At 69.3% G+C, this 20,210-nt stretch carries 19 protein-coding genes; 16 read left to right on the forward strand and 3 right to left on the reverse strand.

Annotated elements, in window-relative coordinates; all coding sequences use genetic code 11:
- Positions 1-19: 19 nt before the first annotated feature.
- On the reverse strand, positions 20-940 hold the full coding sequence (locus ABD156_RS40180; RefSeq protein WP_344286281.1) for a 3-oxoacyl-ACP reductase: 921 nt from the start codon (positions 938-940) through the stop codon (positions 20-22).
- Between the two features lie 282 nt (positions 941-1,222).
- Here ABD156_RS40180 and ABD156_RS40185 point away from each other — a divergent pair, with 282 nt between their 5' ends.
- The 15 genes from ABD156_RS40185 to ABD156_RS40255 all read left to right on the forward strand — a co-directional run bounded on the left by ABD156_RS40185 (position 1,223) and on the right by ABD156_RS40255 (position 18,009).
- The gene (locus tag ABD156_RS40185) at positions 1,223-2,359 is read left to right on the forward strand and encodes a steroid 3-ketoacyl-CoA thiolase (protein ID WP_344286282.1); all 1,137 of its coding nucleotides are present in this window, start codon (positions 1,223-1,225) and stop codon (positions 2,357-2,359) included.
- Positions 2,360-2,362: 3 nt separating this feature from the next.
- Positions 2,363-4,507 carry an acyl-CoA dehydrogenase family protein gene (locus ABD156_RS40190; protein WP_344286283.1) on the forward strand — a complete coding sequence of 715 codons (2,145 nt, stop codon included), beginning with the start codon at positions 2,363-2,365 and terminating at the stop codon, positions 4,505-4,507.
- 22 nt (positions 4,508-4,529) lie between these two features.
- Positions 4,530-5,729: an acyl-CoA dehydrogenase family protein gene (locus ABD156_RS40195; RefSeq protein ID WP_344286284.1), complete on the forward strand. Its 1,200-nt coding sequence runs from the start codon at positions 4,530-4,532 to the stop codon at positions 5,727-5,729.
- Position 5,730: 1 nt separating this feature from the next.
- Entirely contained in the window at positions 5,731-6,834 is a 1,104-nt protein-coding gene (locus ABD156_RS40200; RefSeq protein ID WP_344286285.1) for an acyl-CoA dehydrogenase family protein, read from the forward strand.
- Positions 6,835-6,843: 9 nt separating this feature from the next.
- On the forward strand, positions 6,844-7,707 hold the full coding sequence (locus ABD156_RS40205) for a MaoC family dehydratase (RefSeq protein WP_344286286.1): 864 nt from the start codon (positions 6,844-6,846) through the stop codon (positions 7,705-7,707).
- Positions 7,707-8,828: a steroid 3-ketoacyl-CoA thiolase gene (locus ABD156_RS40210; protein WP_344286287.1), complete on the forward strand. Its 1,122-nt coding sequence runs from the start codon at positions 7,707-7,709 to the stop codon at positions 8,826-8,828. The genes ABD156_RS40205 and ABD156_RS40210 overlap by 1 nt, the downstream gene beginning before the upstream one ends.
- 1 nt (position 8,829) lies before the next feature.
- The gene (locus ABD156_RS40215) at positions 8,830-9,651 is read left to right on the forward strand and encodes an SDR family NAD(P)-dependent oxidoreductase (protein WP_344286288.1); all 822 of its coding nucleotides are present in this window, start codon (positions 8,830-8,832) and stop codon (positions 9,649-9,651) included.
- A gap of 29 nt (positions 9,652-9,680) precedes the next feature.
- Complete coding sequence (gene casG / locus ABD156_RS40220; protein WP_344286289.1) at positions 9,681-11,297, forward strand: steroid-24-oyl-CoA synthetase; 1,617 nt, start codon at positions 9,681-9,683, stop codon at positions 11,295-11,297.
- Positions 11,288-12,718, forward strand: a complete 1,431-nt coding sequence (locus tag ABD156_RS40225; RefSeq protein WP_344286290.1) for a carboxyl transferase domain-containing protein — start codon at positions 11,288-11,290, stop codon at positions 12,716-12,718. Before casG ends, ABD156_RS40225 begins: the two co-directional genes overlap by 10 nt.
- 124 nt (positions 12,719-12,842) lie before the next feature.
- Positions 12,843-13,577: a hypothetical protein gene (locus tag ABD156_RS40230; RefSeq protein WP_344286291.1), complete on the forward strand. Its 735-nt coding sequence runs from the start codon at positions 12,843-12,845 to the stop codon at positions 13,575-13,577.
- Positions 13,578-13,727: 150 nt separating this feature from the next.
- On the forward strand, positions 13,728-14,276 hold the full coding sequence (locus tag ABD156_RS40235) for an FAS1-like dehydratase domain-containing protein (protein ID WP_344286292.1): 549 nt from the start codon (positions 13,728-13,730) through the stop codon (positions 14,274-14,276).
- Positions 14,276-14,701 (forward strand): Zn-ribbon domain-containing OB-fold protein, encoded by a 426-nt coding sequence (locus ABD156_RS40240; RefSeq protein ID WP_344286293.1) that lies wholly within the window; start codon positions 14,276-14,278, stop codon positions 14,699-14,701. The genes ABD156_RS40235 and ABD156_RS40240 overlap by 1 nt, the downstream gene beginning before the upstream one ends.
- Positions 14,698-15,081: a hotdog family protein gene (locus ABD156_RS40245; RefSeq protein WP_344286294.1), complete on the forward strand. Its 384-nt coding sequence runs from the start codon at positions 14,698-14,700 to the stop codon at positions 15,079-15,081. Before ABD156_RS40240 ends, ABD156_RS40245 begins: the two co-directional genes overlap by 4 nt.
- Positions 15,082-15,163: 82 nt before the next feature.
- Complete coding sequence (locus ABD156_RS40250) at positions 15,164-16,339, forward strand: lipid-transfer protein (protein ID WP_344286295.1); 1,176 nt, start codon at positions 15,164-15,166, stop codon at positions 16,337-16,339.
- Positions 16,339-18,009: an AMP-binding protein gene (locus ABD156_RS40255; protein WP_344286296.1), complete on the forward strand. Its 1,671-nt coding sequence runs from the start codon at positions 16,339-16,341 to the stop codon at positions 18,007-18,009. The genes ABD156_RS40250 and ABD156_RS40255 overlap by 1 nt, the downstream gene beginning before the upstream one ends.
- Here ABD156_RS40255 and ABD156_RS40260 read toward each other — a convergent pair whose 3' ends face one another.
- A complete protein-coding gene (locus tag ABD156_RS40260) occupies positions 18,010-18,615 on the reverse strand; it encodes a TetR/AcrR family transcriptional regulator (protein ID WP_344286297.1) in 606 nt (201 codons plus the stop codon).
- Positions 18,616-18,667: 52 nt separating this feature from the next.
- Positions 18,668-19,264 (reverse strand): TetR/AcrR family transcriptional regulator, encoded by a 597-nt coding sequence (locus ABD156_RS40265; RefSeq protein WP_344286298.1) that lies wholly within the window; start codon positions 19,262-19,264, stop codon positions 18,668-18,670.
- A gap of 61 nt (positions 19,265-19,325) precedes the next feature.
- On the opposite strand from ABD156_RS40265, the gene ABD156_RS40270 reads away from it, so the two are divergent.
- On the forward strand, positions 19,326-20,201 hold the full coding sequence (locus ABD156_RS40270) for an oxidoreductase (RefSeq protein WP_344286299.1): 876 nt from the start codon (positions 19,326-19,328) through the stop codon (positions 20,199-20,201).
- Positions 20,202-20,210 lie beyond the last annotated feature (9 nt).

Raw genomic sequence — 20,210 nt, forward strand, 5'->3', positions numbered from 1 at the left:
GCCACTCACGAGGCCTTGGCTAAGCGGTCGTCTCCGTGTCGTCGAGCCCCACGATGTCGCTGGCCGCAAACGTTTTCCGCGGGTCGCGGCCAGCGAAGTACGGCGTGACAGTCCGCTCCAGCTCGGCCGGGTCGAACGCGCCCTGCCCGGACACGAATCGATGCTCGACCGTCGGCGGGGCGAGCAGCGCGACCATGTCTCCGTACACCACGAACACCTGCCCGTTCACCGCCTCCGCGGCCGGGGAACCGAGGTACGCGACAAACGCCGCCACTCGCTCCGGCGCGAGGATGTCCAACTCTCCCGCGCTGCGTCCGGCGGTGAAGATCCCGTCGGTCATCGCCGTCCGGGCGCGCGGGCAGATCGCGTTCGCGCGGACGCCGTAGCGGCTCAACCCCCGCGCGCACGACAGCGTCAACGCCGCGATCCCCGCCTTCGCCGCCGCATAGTTCGGCTGCCCCGCGCCGCCGAGGAGAAAAGCCTCCGACGACGTGTTGATCAGGCGGCCATAGGTGGGCTCACCAGTGTTTTTGCTGAGCTGCCGCCAGTGCCGCGCGGCCGCGCGGGACAGTGCCGCGTGGCCCTTGAGGTGGACCCGGATGACGTCGTCCCAGTCCTTCTCGTCGAGGTTGAAGAGCATCGCGTCGCGGGTGATGCCGGCGTTGTTGACGACGATGTCGAGCGACCCGAAGTGCTCGGTCGCCGCCGTGACGAGGTCTTCGGCGTACTGCCAGTCACCGATGTCGCCCGGAACGGCCAGCGCCCGGCCGCCTCGCGCCTCGATCTCGGCGACCACCTTGTCCCCGGCGTCGCTCACATCGTTGACCACGACATTCGCCCCCTCCGCGGCGAGCGCGAGCGCTTCGGCCCGGCCGAGCCCGGCACCGGCTCCGGTGACGACGGCGGTGCGGCCGGACAGGGCGGTGCTGGGGTGGGACACGGGGCCTCCAATGCCGGGAAGGGATGCCGCAATGGTGCCGAGGGCAGGCCTGGTGACGGGTGGCCGCTCCCGGTGAGTGGCATCGGCGGCTCGTGCCGGGGGAGAAGTGCCGCAGGCTGGCAGCAACTCTCCGAGGTTGCACGCGGGCTGGCCACTCCCGCTCACCAGTACGCGCGCTTGTCCCGCCCACCGGGCCGAAGCTAACCTCCAACCAAACGCTTGCTCGATTACCTCGACGACCAGGGGCCGGTCCTGCCTTCCCCGCGAGAAGGAGATCCGGGCTTGAAAGACACGACGCCAGTCCTCGTCGACGCGGTCCGCACGCCGTTCGGCAAACGCGACGGCTGGGTTTCCGCCCTGCACGCCGTCCAGCTGCTCAGCCGCGTCCAGCGGGGCGTCCTCGACCGCACCGGTTTCGACCCGCACGCGGTCGACCAGGTGATCGGCGGTTGCGTCACGCCGCTGGGCGAACAGTACGGCCACGTCGTCCGCACCGCCTGGCTCTACGGCGGGCTCCCGACCGCCACCGGTGCCACCACCATCGATGCCCAGTGCAGCACGTCGATGCAGGCGTCCTTCCTGCTCACCGGGCAGATCGCGAACGGGACGGCCGACGCGGGTGTCGTGTGCGGCGTCGAGCTGATGTCCCGCGTGCCGCTCACCCCGAAGCAGGGGACAGGCGCTGGCACGCCGAGGCCGGCCGACTGGCATCTCACCACCCCCGACCAGTACACCGCGGCGGACCGCATCGCCCGGAAGCGCGGGCTGACCCGGGCGGACCTCGACGCGTTCGGCCTCCGCTCCCAGCACAACGCGCGAAAAGCTTGGGACGCCGGGCTTTTCGACCGGCAAGTCCTCCCGCTGGAACTGCCGGACGGAGAAACTGTCGCCCGCGATCAGGGACTCCGCGAAACCTCGACCGAAGCGCTCGCCGGACTCCGCACCACCGTCCCGGACGGCCTGCACACCGCGGGCACCTCGTCCCAAGTCTCCGACGGCGCGAGCGCCGCGCTCTTCATGACCCGGAGCCGCGCCGGCGAACTGGGCCTCCGCCCGCGAGCGCGGCTGCTCGCCCAGTGCGTCATCGGAGGCGACCTGGAGTACCTCCTCGACGGACCGGTCGCGGCGGCGCGGAAACTCCTCGACCGCACCGGCCTGACGATCGGCGACATCGACCTTTTCGAGGTCAACGAGGCGTTCGCCGCCGTCCCGCTGTCCTTCGCGCAGGCGCACGACATCCCGGAGGACAAGCTCAACGTCCTCGGCGGCGCGATCGCGCTCGGCCACCCGGCGGGCGCGACCGGCATCCGCCTCCTCGCGACGGCGGTCGAGGAACTCGAACGCCGCGACGCCAGTCTCGCGATGATCGCGATCTGCGCCGCGGCCGCCACCAGCTGCGTGCTCGTCGAACGGATCTGAGCCATGCCGATTGCCCTGTCCGAGGAACACCGCGACCTGGCCGCCTCCGCCGCCGGGTGGGCCATGCGGCACGCGCCGATCGCCGAGACTCGTGCCGGATTAGGCGGCCAGCCGGATGCTGGGAAACCCCAGACCGAGGCGGACGGCGGCCTGGCCGAATCCGGGCGGCCGGACTTCTGGAAGGCCCTCACCGAACAAGGCTGGCACTCCTTGCACCTGCCGGAATCCGCCGGCGGCCAAGACGCTGGGCTGCTCGAACTCGCCGTGGTGGCCGAGCAGTTCGGCCGCCACCTGGTGCCCGGCCCGTTCCTGCCGACCGTCACCGCCAGCGCCGTCCTCGCCGCGGCCGGGCCGACGGAAGAGCTCGCCGCGTTCGCCGCCGGGGCGACTGGAGCTGTCGTACTGGACGGCCTCAGCGCTGTCAGTACTGCCGACGGTTGGCGGATCAATGGCACCAGCAGTCCGGCGGTCGGACTCGCGGACGCGGAGATCGCGGTCGTCCGCGCGCAAGAGATCTGGTTCGTGCTGCGACCAGAGTCCGGCCAGCTGGTCCCGGTCGAAGCCGTTGATCTGACCAGATCCGCGGCGCGGCTCACGCTGGAGAACTTCCTGGTATCTCCGGACAACCTCATTGAGATCCAGCCGGAACGCGCCGAGCTGGCCCTCGCGGTCCCGGCGGCGGCGGAGGCGGCGGGGCTGTGCAGCTGGGCTCTGGACTGCGCCGTTGACCACGTCCGCACCCGCGTCCAGTTCGGCCGTCCGATCGGCTCGTTCCAAGCCGTGCAGCATCAAGCGGCGGGCATCCTTCTGCAACGGGAGATCGCGACGGCCGCCGCCTGGGACGCGGCCCGCGCCGAGCAGCATTCTGTTGCGCAGCAGGCACTTGCCGCCGCGCAGGCTCGGAATGCCGCGCTTCCCGCCGCCGTGGACGCGTCCGTCAGCTGCGTACGCCTCCTCGGCGCGATCGGCTTCACCTGGGAACACGACGCGCACCTGTACTGGCGTCGCGCCGTCGCGCTGTCTGGATCCCTCGGCCGATCAGCCGCCCGCACCCTCGGCGAACGCGCCCAGACCACGACCCGCGACCTGACCCTCGCCAGCCCCCAAGACTGCCTCGAGCTGCGCGGCCAGATCGCATCAGTCCTCGACCAGGCCGAGCCGTCCGCTCGCGTGCTCGCCGACGCCGGTCTCGCCGCGCCGCACTACCCGAAACCCTACGGACTGGATGCCGGACCGCTTGAGCAAGCCGTCATCGCCGAGGAGTTCGAGCGGCGCGGAATTCCCCAGCCCACCACGGTGATCGGCGAATGGGTGCTGCCGACTCTGCTCGTGCACGGCTCCTCGGAGCAACGCGACCGGTTCGTCCTGCCGACTCTGCGCGGTGAGATCCGCTGGTGTCAGCTGTTCAGCGAACCGGGCGCGGGTTCGGACCTCGCCTCGCTCACCACCCGGGCGACCAAAGTGGACGGTGGCTGGCGGATCTCCGGCCAGAAGGTCTGGACGTCGCTCGCCCGCGAAGCGCACTGGGGCGTCTGCCTCGCCCGGACCGACCCGGACGCGCCGCGGCACCGGGGGATCTCGTATTTTCTCGTCGACCTGGCCGCGGAAGGCGTCACGGTCCGGCCGATCAGGCAGGCCACCGGACGCGCGGAGTTCAACGAGGTCTTCCTGGACGACGTGTTCGTCCCGGACCGCGACCTCGTCGGCGAGCCGAACAGCGGCTGGCGGCTCGCGACGACCACGCTGGCCAACGAGCGGCACAACATGGGCGCGACGCTCGCGCACGGTTCATCGGACCGGATCCGCCAGTTGCTCCGTAACAATCCAGACGATCCCGACGCGCTGTCCGCGCTCGGCCGCTGCGTGTCACGGGAACTGACGCTCGCCACGCTCGGCCTCCGCAGCGTGCTGGCGCGGCTCGCCGGGCTGGATCTCGGGGCCGAGGTCAGCGTGCAGAAGGTGTTCAGCGCGCTTGCCCAGCAGGAGGGGTCGCGCGAGGTGATCGCCCTGCTCGGCCACGGTTCGGCCGGCGCGGAGGACGGGCACGTCATCGACCATCTCGGCCTGCCCGCCGTGCTGTTCGGCGGCGGCACGGTCGAAATTCAACTGAATGTCATTGCTCAACGTGTCCTCGGCTTGCCCCGCTGACCCGACTACTAGGAGAAAACGCATGCATCCGGAGCTGTCGGAGCGCTCGCGAAGGCTCCGCGCGCAGTTGCGCGAGTACTTCGCCCGCATCATCGACGAGGACGACCGCCGCGCGCTGGTCGAGCAGACCGAGGGCGGTCCGGTGTTCGACCGGATCCTGCGCCGCATGGGCGCGGACGGCTGGCTCGGCCTCGGCTGGCCGGAAGAATACGGCGGCCGCGGCGAGGATCCGGAAGCGCTTTTCGTGTTCTACGACGAGGTATTGCGCGCCGGCGCCCCGCTGTCGCTGGTCACGTTGAACACGGTCGCGCCGGCGTTGATGCATCACGGCACCGAGGAGCAGAAGAAGTTCTTCCTGCCGCCGATCCTGCGCGGCGAGCTGATGTTCGCCATCGGCTACACCGAACCCGGCGCGGGCACCGACCTGGCGTCGCTGCAGACGCGGGCGAAGATCGACGGCGACTCGCTCGTCATCAACGGCAACAAGATCTTCACCAGCGCGGGAATCTTCGCCGACTGGATCTGGCTGGCCGTGCGGACCGATCCGGACGCGCCCCCGCACCGCGGCATCTCCGTCGTGCTCGTGCCGACTGACACGCCTGGCTTCTCCGCCACCGAAATCCATACGGTGGGCGGGATCAGCACGTCGGCGACGTACTATGAGGACGTCCGGATTCCACTGTCCAATGTGGTCGGCGAGCTGAACAACGGCTGGCGGCTCATCACCAGCCAGCTCAACCACGAGCGCGTCGCCCTCGCCGCGCGCGGCGGAATCGCGAACCAGATGTACGACGCGGTCCTCAAATGGGCGCAGGAGGAGCCGTTCGGTCCGGGAACGGTGTACGACCTGCCGTGGGTCCGGCACACGCTGGCCGAGGTGTACGCGCTGCTCAGTGCCACTGACCTGATCAACCTGCGCCTGGTCGCGGACGTCGCCGCGGGCACCCTTGGCGGCGGGGATTCCGCTGCTGCCAAGGTGTTCGGCACCGAAGCGGTGGTGACCGCGTACAGCAGGCTCCAGGAAGTGCTCGGCGCTCGCGGCCTGCTGCGGCCCGATTCGCCCGGGGCAGCGGTGAACGGACGCGTCGAGACGCTCGCCCGGCGCGCGCAGAACAATACCTTCGGCGGCGGCACCAACGAGGTGCTGCGCGAGATCGTCGCCGCGAAGACCCTCGGCATGACGCTGTCCGCACGCCGTCGTCCGGAAAAGGCCAGGAGCTGACATGGATTTCGACCTCAACGACGACCTGGGCGCGGTCCGCGAGCTGGCCGCCAAGATCTTCGCCGACCGTGCGACGGTCGAGCGGGTGGTGGCCGTCGAGAAGCAGGGCGGCTTCGACGCCGACCTCTGGCGGGTGCTCGCCGAAGCGGATCTCCTCGGGATCTGCCTGTCCGAAAGGGACGGTGGGGCCGGGTTGGGCCTGTCCGGCTTGGCGGTGCTGCTCGAAGAAGCGGGCCGGCACGTCGCACCGGTTCCGTTGTGGAACGTGATCGCGGGCGGGCTGTTGCCGGTCGCGCGGTTCGGCACCGAGGATCAGCGGAACCGGATCCTGCCGCGCGTGCTGGACGGTTCGACGCTGCTGGTCGGTGCGTTCGACGACACGGTTTCGGTGACCGCGACCCGGCGCGGCGACGAACTCGAACTCGCCGGCGAAGTGGTCTCGGTCCCCGCTGGCACCGAGGCGGACCTGGTTCTCGTGCCGGTCCGGGAACACGACCAGGTCCACTTGGCACTCGTCCCGACGGTCAACCTCAGTGTGACCCCGGTCGAAGTCACCAGTCGTGAAAGCCACGCGTCGATCGTCTTCGACAAAGCCGTGGTTACCGCACAGGACATCCTGGTCTCCGGCGACGACGCTCTGCAGTGGACACTCCGCAGGCTCCGGGTCGCGCTGGCCGCGGTCAGCGTCGGCGTGTGTGCTCAGGCGTTGGAGACCACCGCGAAGTACACCTCGGAGCGAGTCCAATTCGGACGTCCACTGTCGACAAATCAAGCTGTCGCTGTGCGGGCCGCCGACGCCTACCTCGACACCGAGGCGATCCGCGTCTGCACCCAGCGCGCCGCCTGGTTGCTGGACGAGGGCCGCGAGGACGAGGCAGAAATCGCCGCACTGGTGGCCAAATGGTGGGCGTCGCGCGGGGGACTGCGGGTGGTGCACGCGACCCAGCACCTGCACGGCGGCATCGGCGCGGACGTCGACTATCCGATCCACCGCTACTTCCTTTGGGGACGCCAGGTCGCCTTCACTCTCGGCACCGCCGACGCACTCGCCGCCGAACTCGGGGAGCGACTCCCGTCCGCACCCCCGATCGGCGCCCCGGCCTAGGAGACTCCCGTGCCCATCGACCTCGACAAGGCGCTCAACGCCCCGCCCCGTACCCAACAGCTCGCCTGGACCACTCGGGACGTCCTGCTGTACCACCTTTCTCTGGGCTCCGGCAGCTCGCTCCGGTACAGCTACGAACGAGATCTGGAAGTCCTGCCGACCTTTGCTCTCGTTGCCGGACAAGGTATTTCCGCCGGAGACATTCCGGCGGAGGGTCTGACACTGCCCGGCGTAGACGTCGATCTCAGGAGACTGCTGCACGCCGGACAGGTCGTCACGCTCCACCGCGACCGATTGCCGGCGGCTGGCTCGGCGGAGCGAACCACGCGGATCGCCGAAGTCCAGGACAAGGGCAAGGCCGCGGTCATCGTGCTGGTCCACGAGGTCGCGGACGCCGATGGTCCACTATGGACGTCCACAATGTCCATCTGGGCGCGCGGCGAGGGCGGTTTCGGGGGAGACCCAGGCACCGAGCCTGGACCGAAGAAACCGGAAGGCGACCCGACGCATGTGCTAGACGTCGCCACCACCGACGACCAGGCACTGCTCTACCGGTTGAACGGGGACCTCAACCCGCTCCACGCAGACCCGGAGTTCGCCGCCGCAGCAGGCTTCGATGCGCCGATCCTGCACGGACTCGCGTCCTATGGCCTGGTCGCCAAAGCCGTCGTGGACCACCTCCTCGACGGCCGCCCCGCGCGGCTCCGCGAACTGGGAGCACGCTTCGCGGGCCCGGTGATTCCTGGAGAGACATTGAGAATTTCGGTCTGGCAACAAGAAAATGAACTGGCCCTGCGCGTGACCTGCCCCGAACGCGACGACGCGGCAGTCCTCACCGATGCCTGGGCCCGCACGACTTCAGGAGGTGCGTGATGGGCACTCCGGTCATCGTGGACGCGATCCGGACCCCGTTCGGAAAACGCCGCGGCGCACTGTCCGGCATCCACTCGGTCGAACTCCTCGGCCACGTGCAGCGCGGAATCATCGAACGCGCCGGCATCGACCCCTCGCTGGTCACCGATGTCGTCGCCGGCTGCGTCACGCAGGCCGGGGAGCAGTCGAACAACGTCGGCCGCTTCGCCTGGCTGCACGCCGGACTCCCGGACGAGACCGCGACCACCACGATCGACGCGCAATGCGGGTCCGCGCAACAGGCCGTGCACCTGATCGCCGCGCAGATCGCGGCGGGGCTGGTGGACGTCGGCATGGCGTGCGGGGTCGAGTCGATGAGCCGGGTGCCGCTGCTGAGCAACCTCGGCGATGCCGGCCGTCCACGTCCGGATTCCTGGAAGGTCGATCTGCCCGCCCAGTACGAAGCCGCCGACCGGATTGCCGCACGTCGCGGGCTCACTCGCGCGGATCTGGACGCGTTCGGCCTCCGCTCGCAGCAACGCGCCCGCCGCGCCTGGGACGAGGGCCGATTCGGCCGGTCGATCCTGCCGGTCCCGCTCGACGACGGTCTGTTCGACCGCGACCAGGGCCTGCGCGACACCAGCACCGACGCCCTCGCCGGACTCGCCCCCATCAAGGAAGAAGGCCTGCACACCGCGGGCACGGCGTCTCAGATCTCCGACGGCGCGTCGGCTGCGCTGCTGGTCGACGCCGACCAGACCTTCGGACTGCGCCCGCGCGCCAGGCTGGTCGCGCAGACCATCGTCGGCGCCGAGCCGAAGTACCTGCTCGACGGGCCGATCCGCGCCGCCGAACGCGTGCTGGGCCGGGCTGGGATGACCGTCGCGGACATCGATCTGTTCGAGGTCAACGAAGCGTTCGCGTCGGTTCCGCTGTCATTTGCCCGCACGCTCGGCGTCGATGAGGACCGGCTGAACGTCAACGGCGGTGCTATCGCGATCGGCCATCCGGTCGGCGCGACCGGGATCCGGCTGCTGGCGGAGATCGTGGACGAACTGGAACGCCGGGACCAAACGCTGGGTCTGGTGGCGATCTGCGCCGGCGGGGCACAGGCGACCGCGGCGATCGTGGAGCGGCTCTGAGATGTATCGGCTGAGCGGTTTCGACGGCAAGGTCGCGGTGGTGACCGGTGCGGGCCGGATGCGGTCGATCGGCCGGTCGATCGCGGTCGAACTGGCTCGGGCGGGGTGCGCGGTCGTGGTGACCGGCAGCGGCCGCGCATCCAGCCGATTCCCGGCGGAAGAGCAAGCGGCCGGTTGGCAGGACATCCAGTCCGTGGCCGACGAGATCCGTCAGCTCGGCGGCCAGGCGTTGCCGGTGGTGAGCGATGTCGCTGACCCGGTGCAGGTCGACCGCTTGTTGGAGACAGTCCTCGACGCGTTCGGCCGCGTGGACATCGTCGTCAACAACGCCGCGGCCGCGCGCGGACCGGATCGCGTGCCGGTGCTGGACCTCGACGTCGAGATCTGGGACCGGGTCATCGAGGTCAACCTGCGCGGGCCGTTCCTGATGACCCGCGCGTTCGGCAGACGGCTGGTCGAGCAGGGCGACGGCGGGGTGTTCGTGAACATCTCCTCGATCGGCGGGAAGCTGTCCGGGGCCGGATCGGCGGCCTATTCCGCGTCGAAAGCCGCGCTGCAGTCGTTGACTTCTTCGACGGCCAAGGAGCTGGGCGAACACGGGATCCGGGTGAACGCGCTGTGCCCCGGCGTCGTCGGCACGAGCAGGCTGGATGACGTGGACCCGGATTCATGGGCCGAGTACGTTCGCGCGCAGGTGCCGTTGCGCCGGGCCGGCGAACCGGCCGACATCGCGGCGGCCGCGGTGTTCCTGGCCAGCGCGGAGGCGGGCTGGGTGACCGGGCAATGCTGGAACGTCGACGGCGGGCAGCTGACGATCCGTTGACCGACACTGATCATTAAGGGAGGCGACCGATGACCGATCGGGACGACATCATCGCGCGGCTGACCGCGCCGGGCGCGGAGTTCGAGATCCGGCCGGAACCGGTCGCGGGCCGTCCGGCGAAGGTGTTCGCGCGGCGGCATCGGAGCTTGACCGAATTGCTGGCTGCCTCCCGCGAGTTCGGCGACCGCGAGTATCTGGTCACTGTGGACAGTCGGCTCACTTTTTCCCAGCACTACGACGAGGTCGCCGCGCTGGCCGCGGTGCTGCGGACCGAATACGGCGTCGGGCGCGGTGACCGGGTCGCGTTGTGCGCGGCGAACTGTCCGGAGTGGATTGTCGGATTCTGGGCGGCGGTGTCGCTCGGCGCGATCGCGGTCGGGATGAACTCGATGTGGGCCGCGCCGGAGGTCGCGCACGGACTCGACCTGACCACGCCGAAGGTCGTGCTGACCGACGCGGCCCGGAAACCGCTGGTCGCGGACGGGTATCCGGTGCTCGAGTTCGGCAGCCCGCAGTACCGGGAACTCCTCGGCCGCCACGAAGGCGCCGAGCTGAAGCCGGAGCCGGTCGACGAGGACGACCCGGCCGTCATCCTCTTCACCAGCGGCACTTCCGGGCATCCGAAGGGCGCGACGCATTCGCACCGCAACGTGCTCGCCGCGGTCTGGTTCCACCTGTTCAACGACGCGCTCGCGGCGGAATTCGGCCGTCCGGCGAAGGATCGCCGGTTCCTGCTGGCCACGCCGCTGTTCCACATCGCCGCCCTGCACAACCTCGCCGTCGTGCGGCTCGCGGTCGGCGACACCGCCGTGCTGCACCAGGGGAAATTCGACATCCACCGGGTGCTGGACCTCGTGCAAACCGAGCGGATCACCAACTGGGGCGCGGTCCCGACGATGCTCTCGCGCCTGGTCGAAGCCGATCTTTCCGGCTACGACCTCAGCTCGCTCAAGACGGTCTCAGTCAGCAGCGCGCCGTCGACCGCCGAGCTGAAAGACCAGCTGCGGGACGCGCTGCCCGGGGCGGGGGCCTCGCTGAGCACCAACTACGGCCTCACCGAATCGTCCACCGCCGCCACCCTCGCGACTCCGGCCGAACTCCTCGCCGACCCGGACACCGCGGGCCGTCCCGTCCCGAACATGGAAGTGCAGATCCGCGACACCGAAGGCCGCCCGGTCCCGGACGGCACGGACGGCGAAATCCACCTTCGCGGCCCACAGGTGATGCTCGGCTACTTCAACGATCCGGCGGCGACTGAGGCCGCGTTCACCGAGGACGGCTGGTTCCGGACTGGCGACCTCGGCCAGCTGCGCGACGGTGCGCTGACCGTGCTGAGCAGGCGCAGCGACCTGATCCTGCGCGGGGCGGAGAACATCTACCCGGCGGAGGTGGAAGAACAGCTCGCCGGACACCCCAGCGTCACCGAATGCATCGTGGCCGGGCTGCCGGATCCGGACTACGGCCAGATCGTCGCCGCGAAGGTCGTGTTGCGTGGCGAGTCCGAAGTGGACGCTGACACCCTGCGCGGCTATCTCGCTGACCGGCTTGCCCGGTACAAGGTCCCGGCGGCCTGGTTCCTGACCCGGGACCCGTTGCCGCGCAACGCGACCGGGAAGGTGGTCCGGCGGCTGGTGCGATGGGAGTGAACCGTGAGCAGTGGGAGCCGCTGCTCGCCGACCTGGCCGCCCGTCGCTCGGCCGCACAGGCGATGGGCGGCGAAGAACGTCTCGCCGGGCTCGGCGGCCCCAACGCGCGTGACCGGATCGCGGCGTTGCTCGACCCCGGCAGCTTCGCTGAGATCGGCTTGCTCGGCGGAGAGTTGCCTGCGGACGGCTTCGTCGCCGGAAGCGGCAGCGTCGACGGGAAGCCGGTGCTGGTCGGTGCGGAGGACTTTTCCGTTGCTGGCGGGTCGATCGGGGTTGCCGCGGCGTCCAAACGGGAACGAATCGCCCGGCTCGCGGGACAGGAACGCGTGCCGCTGCTGATGTTCCTGGAAGGCGCCGGACACCGGCCGTCGAACAGTCTGCACCCGCACCGTCCGGCCCCGAACGATCTCCAAGCGCTGGCTGATCTGTCTGGGAAAGTGCCGGTCGTCGCGGTGGTCGCCGGGCCGTCGGCCGGGCACAGCGCGCTCACCGCCGCGCTCGCGAACCTCGTGGTGTTGGTGCGGGGGAGCGGGCAGCTGTTCTCCGCCGGTCCGCCGCTCGTGCGTGCGGCCTTGGGTGAAGACGTGTCCAAAGAGGAACTGGGCGGAACCGGAGTCCACGCGGTCCACAGTGGACTTGTCGACCTCGTCGCCGCTGACCTCCCCGAGGCGATCGGGCAAGTGCGCCGCTACTTGAGCCTGATCCCGCCGTCCGCCTTAGCCGCCGAGCAAGAACGCCGGACGGACTCGCTCCTGGACTTGATTCCGCCGAACGACCGCGTGCCCTACGACGTGCGGCCAGTGGTCGAGGAACTGCTTGACCGCGAAACCTGGTTCGAGCTGGGCCGCGACCACGCCGCGTCGATGCTGACCGGGCTGGGCAGGCTTGGCGGACACGTCATCGGCGTCGTGGCGAACCAGCCTGCGGTGCGCGCCGGAGCGATCGACACGCCGGCAGCCGACAAGGCGGCCCGGTTCATCGAGCACGTCACGGGATTCGGCGTGCCGCTGCTGATGCTCGCGGACAACCCGGGCCTGCTCGGCGGCCGGGACCAGGAACGCGCGGGCGTACTGCGCGCCGGTGCGCGGCTGTTCCTTGCCCAGCACCGCGCGGAAGTGCCGAAATTCCACGTGACGATGCGCAAGGCGTTCGGTTTCGGCAGTTCGGTGATGGGCCAGAACGCCTTCGACCGGCAGACCCTCAGCCTCGCGCTGCCGGGGGCGACGCTCGGCGCGATGCCGGCGCGCGTCGGAGCCGAGACGTCCAAAGCCGACGCCGGGACCAGCCAAGCCCTCGCCGAGGGCGAGGCAGCGGGGCCGTGGCGGCTCGCGGGCACCGTGACTTACGACGACGTCGTGCATCCCGCGGAATTGCGGAATCGGCTGCTGTCCGGACTGCGGCTGGCGATTCCCGCGCGCTGAACCGTTCTTCGCGAAAAGGACGAGCCGATTCGTCCCTCTGGCTGCTGTACGGCCGCCGTTTTCTGCGCCACCGTGAGATGTCTTCGCTGGTGAACGGTGCGGCTCGGCCAAAGCAGCAGGAGGAATGAGCATGCACGTGACAAAAGCCCTGAAGTCATGGAGATCCGCGGTCGTGGCGGTGGTGTGCCTGAGCCCGCTCGCGGTCGCGGCGGCCCCCGCCCTGGCGGCGGCGGACCGTTACGTCAACCTCCACCAATGCGTCTACACCAACGGCAGTTTCCTTTACACGAATGAACTTTCCACCACTCCCAACACTTCGTTCAATACCGGGACGAACATCGCGGACCCGCGCGACAACGCGGCGCGATGCGGTGCGGCGGCCAGCGGCTGGGTGGCCGACGCGGCGAACACCGCGGTGCAGCCCCTCGACCGCGTCCGCGGCCGGTTCCTGAATCTGCATCAATGCGTGTACAGCAACGGCAATTTCCTGTACACCAACTTGCTGGCGACCACGCCCAATTCGCCGTTCACCACCGGAACGAATCTTTCCTACACGCCGGATTCGTCGGTGGGCTGCGGTCCGGCGGTCAGCGGATGGACGGTCGACGCGGCGAACACGGCGGTGCAATCCCTGGATCTGGCCGCCCGCCGGTTCCTGAATCTGCACCAGTGCGTGTACACCAACGGCAAATTCCTCTACACCAATGTCCTCGCGACCACCCCCAACACCGCGTTCAACACCGCGACCAACGTCTCGGACACCCGGGACACCACTGTGCGGTGCGGTCCCGCGGGAGGCGGCTGGAGACTGGACAGCGTGAATTCGTCGGTCCAGTCCCTGGACCTGGGCACTCCTTGACAATTTCCCGGAGAAACTCCCGGTGAGCGCCGCTCGCCGGGAGTTTTTCCGCGTGCGGGCGGGTCCGGCTGTCCGCCCAGCGGGAGTGGCGCTTGCCGCCCGTCCCTCCGCGACCTAGCGTCCTGCCAAACGCTTGCTCAAGGAGGGGTGATGACCGGTCTCCGGACGGACTTCGCCGAGTTCACCGGCCAGCGGGCCGAGCCGCCGCGGGTGGCCCGGTACGCGGTGAACGAGGCGATGATCCGCAACTGGGTCGAGGCGGTCGACGACCGCAATCCGGTGTACGTCGACGACGCCGCGGCCAAGGCGACCGGCCGTCCCGGCGTGATCGCGCCGCCCGCGATGTGCTCGACCTGGATCATGGCCGGATACCGGCGCTACCGCGAGATCCAGGAGCTGCGCCGCGAGGGCGCGGTGGAGGACTTCGCGTACTCGCGGCTGATGAGCGTGCTCGACGCGGCAGGCTACACCTCGGTGGTGGCCACCGACGTCGAGCAGGAGTACGTCCGCGAGATCACCCCGGGCACGCACGTGACCTGCCACTTCACCATCGAGGCGGTCTCGGGGTGCAAACAGACCGCGCTCGGCTACGGGCATTTCGTCACGCTGCGCAAGCACTACCTGGACGAAGCGGGCGAGCTGCTGGTCGACGAACGCTTCCGCATCCTGCGGTTCCGCCCGGCGGAGCGGAGCGCGTGATGGGGGAGCACACCGCGGTCCCGCGGCTCACGATCACCCAGGACAACCGGTTCTTCTTCGACGCCGCCCGCGAGGGACGGCTGGAGATCCAGCGCTGCACCGACTGCCAGGCCCTCCGGCATCCGCCCGGCCCGGCGTGTCCGGTGTGCCGGAGCTTCGCGTGGGACACGGTCGTCGCCAGCGGTCGCGCGGTATTGCACAGCTGGACGGTGCTGTACCACCCGAAGGACCCCGCGTTCGACTACCCGCTCGCCGTCGGCCTTGCTGATCTGGAGGAGGGCATCCGGCTGGTCGCGGATATCGCCGGAGTCGACCACGACCAGTTGGAAGTGGGCCTGCCGCTGCAGGTGGGCTTCAGCGAGCACGCGCACGGCGAAATCCTCCCGCAGCTGCGGCCGCGAGACCCGAAGGAGCACACCCGATGACCCTGGCTCTCGGAGACCGGCTGCCGGAGCTGGCGATCCCGTTCGACCGCACCACGATCGTCGCGACGGCGATCGCGTCGCAGGATTTCGAGGACGTGCACCACGACCCGGGCAAGGCGGCCGAACGCGGGATGCCGGACGTCTTCATCAGCATCAACGCCACCAACGGGTTCATCGACCGCTACGTCACCGACGTGTGCGGCCCGGCGACCCGGATCCGCAAGGTCTCGCTGCGGCTCGGGTTGCCGTTGTTTCCCGGTGACACGCTCACTTTCTCCAGCGAGATCATCGAGGTGACTGAGGACGCGGCGACGATCAAGGTCACCGGAAGCCACGACCGTGGTGTGCATGTGTCGGCTCGAGTGACGGTGTCGGCATGAGCGCAGCTTGCAAGCGAATCATCGATATTCATGCTGGCACCTCCCGATCGACTAGCGTGCAACTCCTTGTGGAGGTGTCGGCATGAGCTTCGCGAGGCAGGCGGCGATCGCCGGAATCGGCGCGACTGAATTCAGCAAGAACTCCGGCCGCAGCGAATGGCAACTCGCCTGCGAATGCGTCCTCGCCGCGCTCGCCGACGCGCAGATCCCGGTCGAAGAAGTCGACGGATTCGCGCTGTTCACGATGGAAACCAACCCGGAGATCGCGGTCGCGCGGGCGTTGGGGATCCCGCAGCTGAAGTTCTTCAGCCGCATCCCGCACGGCGGCGGCGGGGCGTGCGCGCCGGTGCAGCAGGCGGCGCTCGCGGTCAGTTCCGGGGTCGCCGACGTCGTCGTGGTGTACCGGGCGTTCAACGAGCGTTCCGGCCACCGTTTCGGGGCTGGGCCGCCGCCGTTCGCCTACACCGCGAATACCGATCAGGAATACCGGAACTGGATCAATCCGTACGGCCTGCTCACCCCCGCGCAGCAGGAAGCCTTTCTGGCGCGGCGGTACATGCACAAATACGGGGCGACGAGCGAGGACTTCGGCCGCGTGTCGGTGCTCTCCCGCAAACACGCGGCAGTGAATCCGCAAGCGTGGTTTCACGGGCGGCCGATCACCCTCGAAGATCACCAGTCGTCGCGGATGATCGCCGATCCGTTGCGGTTGCTCGATTGCTGCCAGGAAAGCGACGGCGGGCAAGCGCTGGTGATCGTGAGCGCGGAGCGGGCGCGCGACCTGCCGCATCCGCCCGCGGTGATCGCTGGAGCGGCGCAAGGCGTGGGGCCGCAACAGATTTCGATGAGCAGCTACTATCGGGACGACATCGACGAAATGCCCGAGGTGCAGCTGGTCGCCGAGCAGTTGTGGGCGCAATCCGGCGTGGGGCCGGAAGGCATCGACGCCGCGATTCTGTACGACGCTTTCACTCCGATGGTGTTGCTGCAGCTGGAGGAATACGGATTCTGCGGCCGCGGCGAAGCGAAGGACTTCATCGCCGGCGGAGCGCTCGAACTCGGCGGACGGCTGCCGGTCAACACCCATGGCGGCCAGCTGGGGGAGGGGTACATCCACGGGGTCAACGGGATCGCCGAGGGCGTCCGGCTGATTCGCGGCAGTTCGGTGAACCAGCCCGCGAAATCCCTGGAACACGTGCTCGTCACCGGCGGATCTCCGGTGCCGCACTCGGCGATCGTGCTCGCGGCGGACCGCTGATGGAGACGTTCGCGGAAGTAGTCCGGTCCCGGCGCGGGGACACGCACGAGGGGCTGCGGTTCGAAGGCCGAAGCTGGACGTGGGACGAGGTCGTCCGCGAGGCCGCCGTGCGAGCCTCGCTGCTGCGCACGTTCGAGCCGGGGCCTGGCCGGACTCAGCGGCACGTCGGGGTGCTGCTGCAGAACCTGCCGGACTTCGTGTTCTGGATCCTCGCCGCCGCGGTGAGCGGTGACGTCCTGGTCGGCATCAACTCCACCCGGCGCGGCGCGGAGCTGGCGGCGGACATCAATCACACGGACGTCGATGTGCTGCTCACCGAACCGTTGTACGGCACGGAAATCGCGAGCCTTGACCTGCCGGCTGTCCGTCGCGTCCTCGACGTGGAATCGGCGGAGTACCAAGACCTGCTGGCCGCGCACGCCGACGCGGAGATGCCCGCGTCCCTCCCGGACCCGGCGGCGATCTTCCTGCTGCTGTTCAGCTCCGGCTCCACCGGCACGCCGAAGGCGGTCATCTGCAGCAACGGCCGCCTCGGCCGGTTGACCGACGCGCTGGCCGAACGCGTCTCGCTGCACCGCGATTCGGTCACGTACCTGTGCCTGCCGATGTTCCACGGCCACGCGATCATGATGAACCTCGCCGCGGCGGCGAAGGTCGGCGCGACGATTGTCCTGGTCCGGAAGTTCTCGGCGTCGCAGTTCATCCCGGACCTCCGCGCGCACGGCGTGACCTACTTCAACTACGTCGGCCGGGTGCTCAGCTACGTCGTCGCGCAGCCGGAACAGCCGACTGACGCCGACAACCGGCTGGAGGTCGCGTTCGGCTCGGAAGCCGCGCCGGGCGAATCCACCGAATTCCGCCGTCGATTCGGTTGCGAGGTACGGGAAGGCTACGGTTCCAGCGAGGGCGGGCTTCGCATCGTGCCGGAGCCGGACGCGCCGCCGAACGCGCTGGGCCGCCCCGCGCCCGGAATGCGCGCGGAAATCCGCGACCAGGACAACCGGGAATGCCCGCTCGCGGAGTTCGACGAGAACGGCTTGCTGCTCAACGCGGAGGAAGCGACCGGCGAGATCGTCGCGGTGGGGCGCGGGAAAACGTTCGAGGGCTACTACCGGCACCCCGCCGCAATGGCCGAACGGCTGAAATTCGGCGGCGAGGACTTCTGGACCGGCGACCTCGGCTACCGCGACCGCGACGGCTACCTGTACTTCGCCGGCCGGGCCGCGGACTGGCTCCGCGTCGACGGCGAGAACTTCGGCACCGCCCCGGTCGAGCGGATTCTGGGCCGCTACCCGGCGTTCGCGGCGGCGCACTGCTACGGCGTGCCCGACCCGAAGACCGGAGATCTGCTGATGGTGTCCGTCATTCTCGCTGAGGATGCCGCGTTCGATCCGGAAGACTTTGACGAATTCCTTGCCGCACAACCGGATCTCGGTACGAAATGGCGACCCGCATTCGTCCGGATCATCGACGAGGCTCCGGTCACCGGCAGCGGCAAGGTCGACAAAGCGCCGTTGCGCGCGCAGGGCTGGGAGGACGACCGGGTCTGGTACGCGCCGAACCGGACCAACCCGTACCGGCCGCTCACCGCGGAGGACCGCCGCGAGCTGCGGGCCGAATTCCGCGCGTACGGCCGGGAAAACTCGCTGCCCGCGGCGTCGCGGCGCTGATCAGCGCGGCGGGAGCCCCAGGGAGATCGAGGCGAACGCCTCTCGCAGCGTCGTCGGCACCGTCTTCTCCAGACTCTCGTCCAGAAACCGGTTCAGCACGGTGGTCATCGCCGCGATCGCGATGTCGGACACCAGTTGCGGATACAGCTCGCCGACCCGCGTCCCGGTGCGTTCGGCGATCGCCTTGACCAGATCGCCGGTTTCCACCCGGGCCAGCGCGGTGCGCATCTCGGGTGTCGCACTCCACGCTTGCACCGCGCTGAGCTGGTCGGATGCCGGCTGGCCGTACGGCACCCCGTCGGCGCGCAACGGTTCGATGAGCGCTTCGGCGAGCGCGGTCCACAGCGGCTCGTGCGCCGGACGCTCCCGCAGCAGCTCCGCGCTGCGCCGGATCCGGTGCTCCTGCCGGTAGGCGACCGCGTCGTATTTCGTGGCGAAGTAGTTGCTGAAAGTCCGCAGCGACACCCCGGCCCGCTCCGCGATGTCCTCGCGGACAACGTTGTCTGGACCTCTCTCGTACATCAGCGCCACGGCGGCGTCGCTCAGCGCTTTGCGCGTGTCGAGTTTCTTGCGTTCTCGCAAGCCGAGCGGTCGTTGGTCAGCCATGCCGCCCACGGTATCCAATCGGGCGCCGCATTCGCGTGGCCGACCGGTTTTGTTATGGACGAGCGCCGCGCAGGAACTGTTCGACGGCGGTCTCGACGAGCCCGTCGAGCAATTCCGCCGGAACGAGGTCGCCGTTGCCGAGGGTCGCGATTCCTTGCAGCGTCGCGAACAACACGACCCCGATCCGCTGCGGCGGCCCGTCCTGCAGCGCGCCCTGCTCCTGGCCCTCGACGATCAGGTCGTTCATCAGCCCGAACGGCGCTTCGGCGGCCTGGACGATCCGGGACGCGCCGGGACGGTGCTTGCTGGTGTACATCAATTCGAGCAGCGCCGAGTTCTCGGTGGCGAAGCGGGTGTACGCCGTGGCTGCCGCGCGGACGCGACCCGGAAAGTCGTCCGCGGTCTTCAACGCCGTGCGCAACGCGTTGTCCAAGCGGGCGAACCCGGCTTCGGCGAGAGCGTCGAGCAACGCCTGCCGATCCGGGAAATGCCGGCGCGGCGCGGCGTGGCTGACGCCGATCTCCCTGGCGAGGTCGCGCAACGACAGCTGATCGGCTCCGTGCGCGCGCAGGCCGCGTTCGGCCGCGTCGAGCAGGGCGATGCGGAGGCTGCCGTGGTGGTAGGGGCGGTCGTCGGACTGGTCGGGCACCCGGTCAGTCTAGCAGCATGTTTCCGTTGACAACATTGTTGCTGGTGCCTACTTTGGAGGCATGGACCCTATCGCGGAAAACCAGACCGGCCGCACCGCCGTGATCACCGGTGCGAACAGCGGATTAGGCCGCGCGACAGCGGCGGCGCTGGCAGCCAAGGGCGCGCGGGTGGTGCTCGCGGTGCGCAACCTGCGCAGCGGTCGCGAGGCTGCCGCGGAACTGCCCGGCGACGTCGAAGTCCGGCAGCTCGACCTCGCCGATCTGGCGTCGGTCCGCGCGTTCGCCGCGGAGTTCGCCGAGCCGATCGACCTGCTGATCAACAACGCCGGCATCATGATCCCGCCGCTGTCGCGCACGGCGGACGGGTTCGAATCGCAGTTCGGGACCAATCATCTCGGCCATTTCGCGCTCACGAACCTGCTTTTGCCGCGGATCCGGGGCCGGGTGGTGACGGTTTCGTCGAACGGGCACCGGGTGGGCGCCATCGATTTCGCCGATCTGAATTGGGAGCGCAAGCCGTATCGGGCGGTGGCGGCTTACGGGCAGTCGAAGCTCGCGAACCTGCTGTTCACCGCTGAGCTTCAGCGGCGGCTGACTGAAGTCGGTTCGCCGGTGCTGGCGACGGCGGCGCATCCTGGGACGGCGGCGACGAATCTGTTGAAGGTCGAGACGCCGGTGTTGTCCTCGTTGGCCAAGGCCGGTATTCGACTGGTGGCGCAGAATTCGGAAGAGGGGGCGCGGCCGACGCTTTATGCCGCGTTGGCGGATGTTCCCGGGAACAGCTATGCCGGGCCTCGTGGTTTCCTGCAGAACCGCGGCGCGCCGAAACTCGTTGGGCGGTCGGCGAAAGCGCGGGACGAGGAGGTCGCGCGTCGCTTGTGGACAGTGTCTGAGGAGCTGACCGGAGTGCGGTTTCCGTTGACTGTTTCGGCTTGAGTGCGGTGC

The sequence above is a fragment of the Amycolatopsis albidoflavus genome, from assembly GCF_039525725.1.
Taxonomy (GTDB): Bacteria; Actinomycetota; Actinomycetes; order Mycobacteriales; family Pseudonocardiaceae; genus Amycolatopsis; species Amycolatopsis albidoflava.

What these genes read in the sequence shown, in the direction of transcription:
- ABD156_RS40250 (WP_344286295.1), top strand. Translation starts at nt 15,164, where the DNA reads ATGAGCTTCGCGAGGCAGGCGGCGATCGCCGGAATCGGCGCGACTGAA.
- ABD156_RS40190 (WP_344286283.1), top strand. Translation starts at nt 2,363, where the DNA reads ATGCCGATTGCCCTGTCCGAGGAACACCGCGACCTGGCCGCCTCCGCC.
- ABD156_RS40215 (WP_344286288.1), top strand. Translation starts at nt 8,830, where the DNA reads ATGTATCGGCTGAGCGGTTTCGACGGCAAGGTCGCGGTGGTGACCGGT.
- ABD156_RS40245 (WP_344286294.1), top strand. Translation starts at nt 14,698, where the DNA reads ATGACCCTGGCTCTCGGAGACCGGCTGCCGGAGCTGGCGATCCCGTTC.
- ABD156_RS40255 (WP_344286296.1), top strand. Translation starts at nt 16,339, where the DNA reads ATGGAGACGTTCGCGGAAGTAGTCCGGTCCCGGCGCGGGGACACGCAC.
- ABD156_RS40240 (WP_344286293.1), top strand. Translation starts at nt 14,276, where the DNA reads ATGGGGGAGCACACCGCGGTCCCGCGGCTCACGATCACCCAGGACAAC.
- ABD156_RS40230 (WP_344286291.1), top strand. Translation starts at nt 12,843, where the DNA reads ATGAGCATGCACGTGACAAAAGCCCTGAAGTCATGGAGATCCGCGGTC.
- ABD156_RS40270 (WP_344286299.1), top strand. Translation starts at nt 19,326, where the DNA reads ATGGACCCTATCGCGGAAAACCAGACCGGCCGCACCGCCGTGATCACC.
- ABD156_RS40235 (WP_344286292.1), top strand. Translation starts at nt 13,728, where the DNA reads ATGACCGGTCTCCGGACGGACTTCGCCGAGTTCACCGGCCAGCGGGCC.
- ABD156_RS40200 (WP_344286285.1), top strand. Translation starts at nt 5,731, where the DNA reads ATGGATTTCGACCTCAACGACGACCTGGGCGCGGTCCGCGAGCTGGCC.
- ABD156_RS40260 (WP_344286297.1), bottom strand. Translation starts at nt 18,615, where the DNA reads ATGGCTGACCAACGACCGCTCGGCTTGCGAGAACGCAAGAAACTCGAC.
- ABD156_RS40225 (WP_344286290.1), top strand. Translation starts at nt 11,288, where the DNA reads ATGGGAGTGAACCGTGAGCAGTGGGAGCCGCTGCTCGCCGACCTGGCC.
- ABD156_RS40210 (WP_344286287.1), top strand. Translation starts at nt 7,707, where the DNA reads ATGGGCACTCCGGTCATCGTGGACGCGATCCGGACCCCGTTCGGAAAA.
- ABD156_RS40195 (WP_344286284.1), top strand. Translation starts at nt 4,530, where the DNA reads ATGCATCCGGAGCTGTCGGAGCGCTCGCGAAGGCTCCGCGCGCAGTTG.
- casG (WP_344286289.1), top strand. Translation starts at nt 9,681, where the DNA reads ATGACCGATCGGGACGACATCATCGCGCGGCTGACCGCGCCGGGCGCG.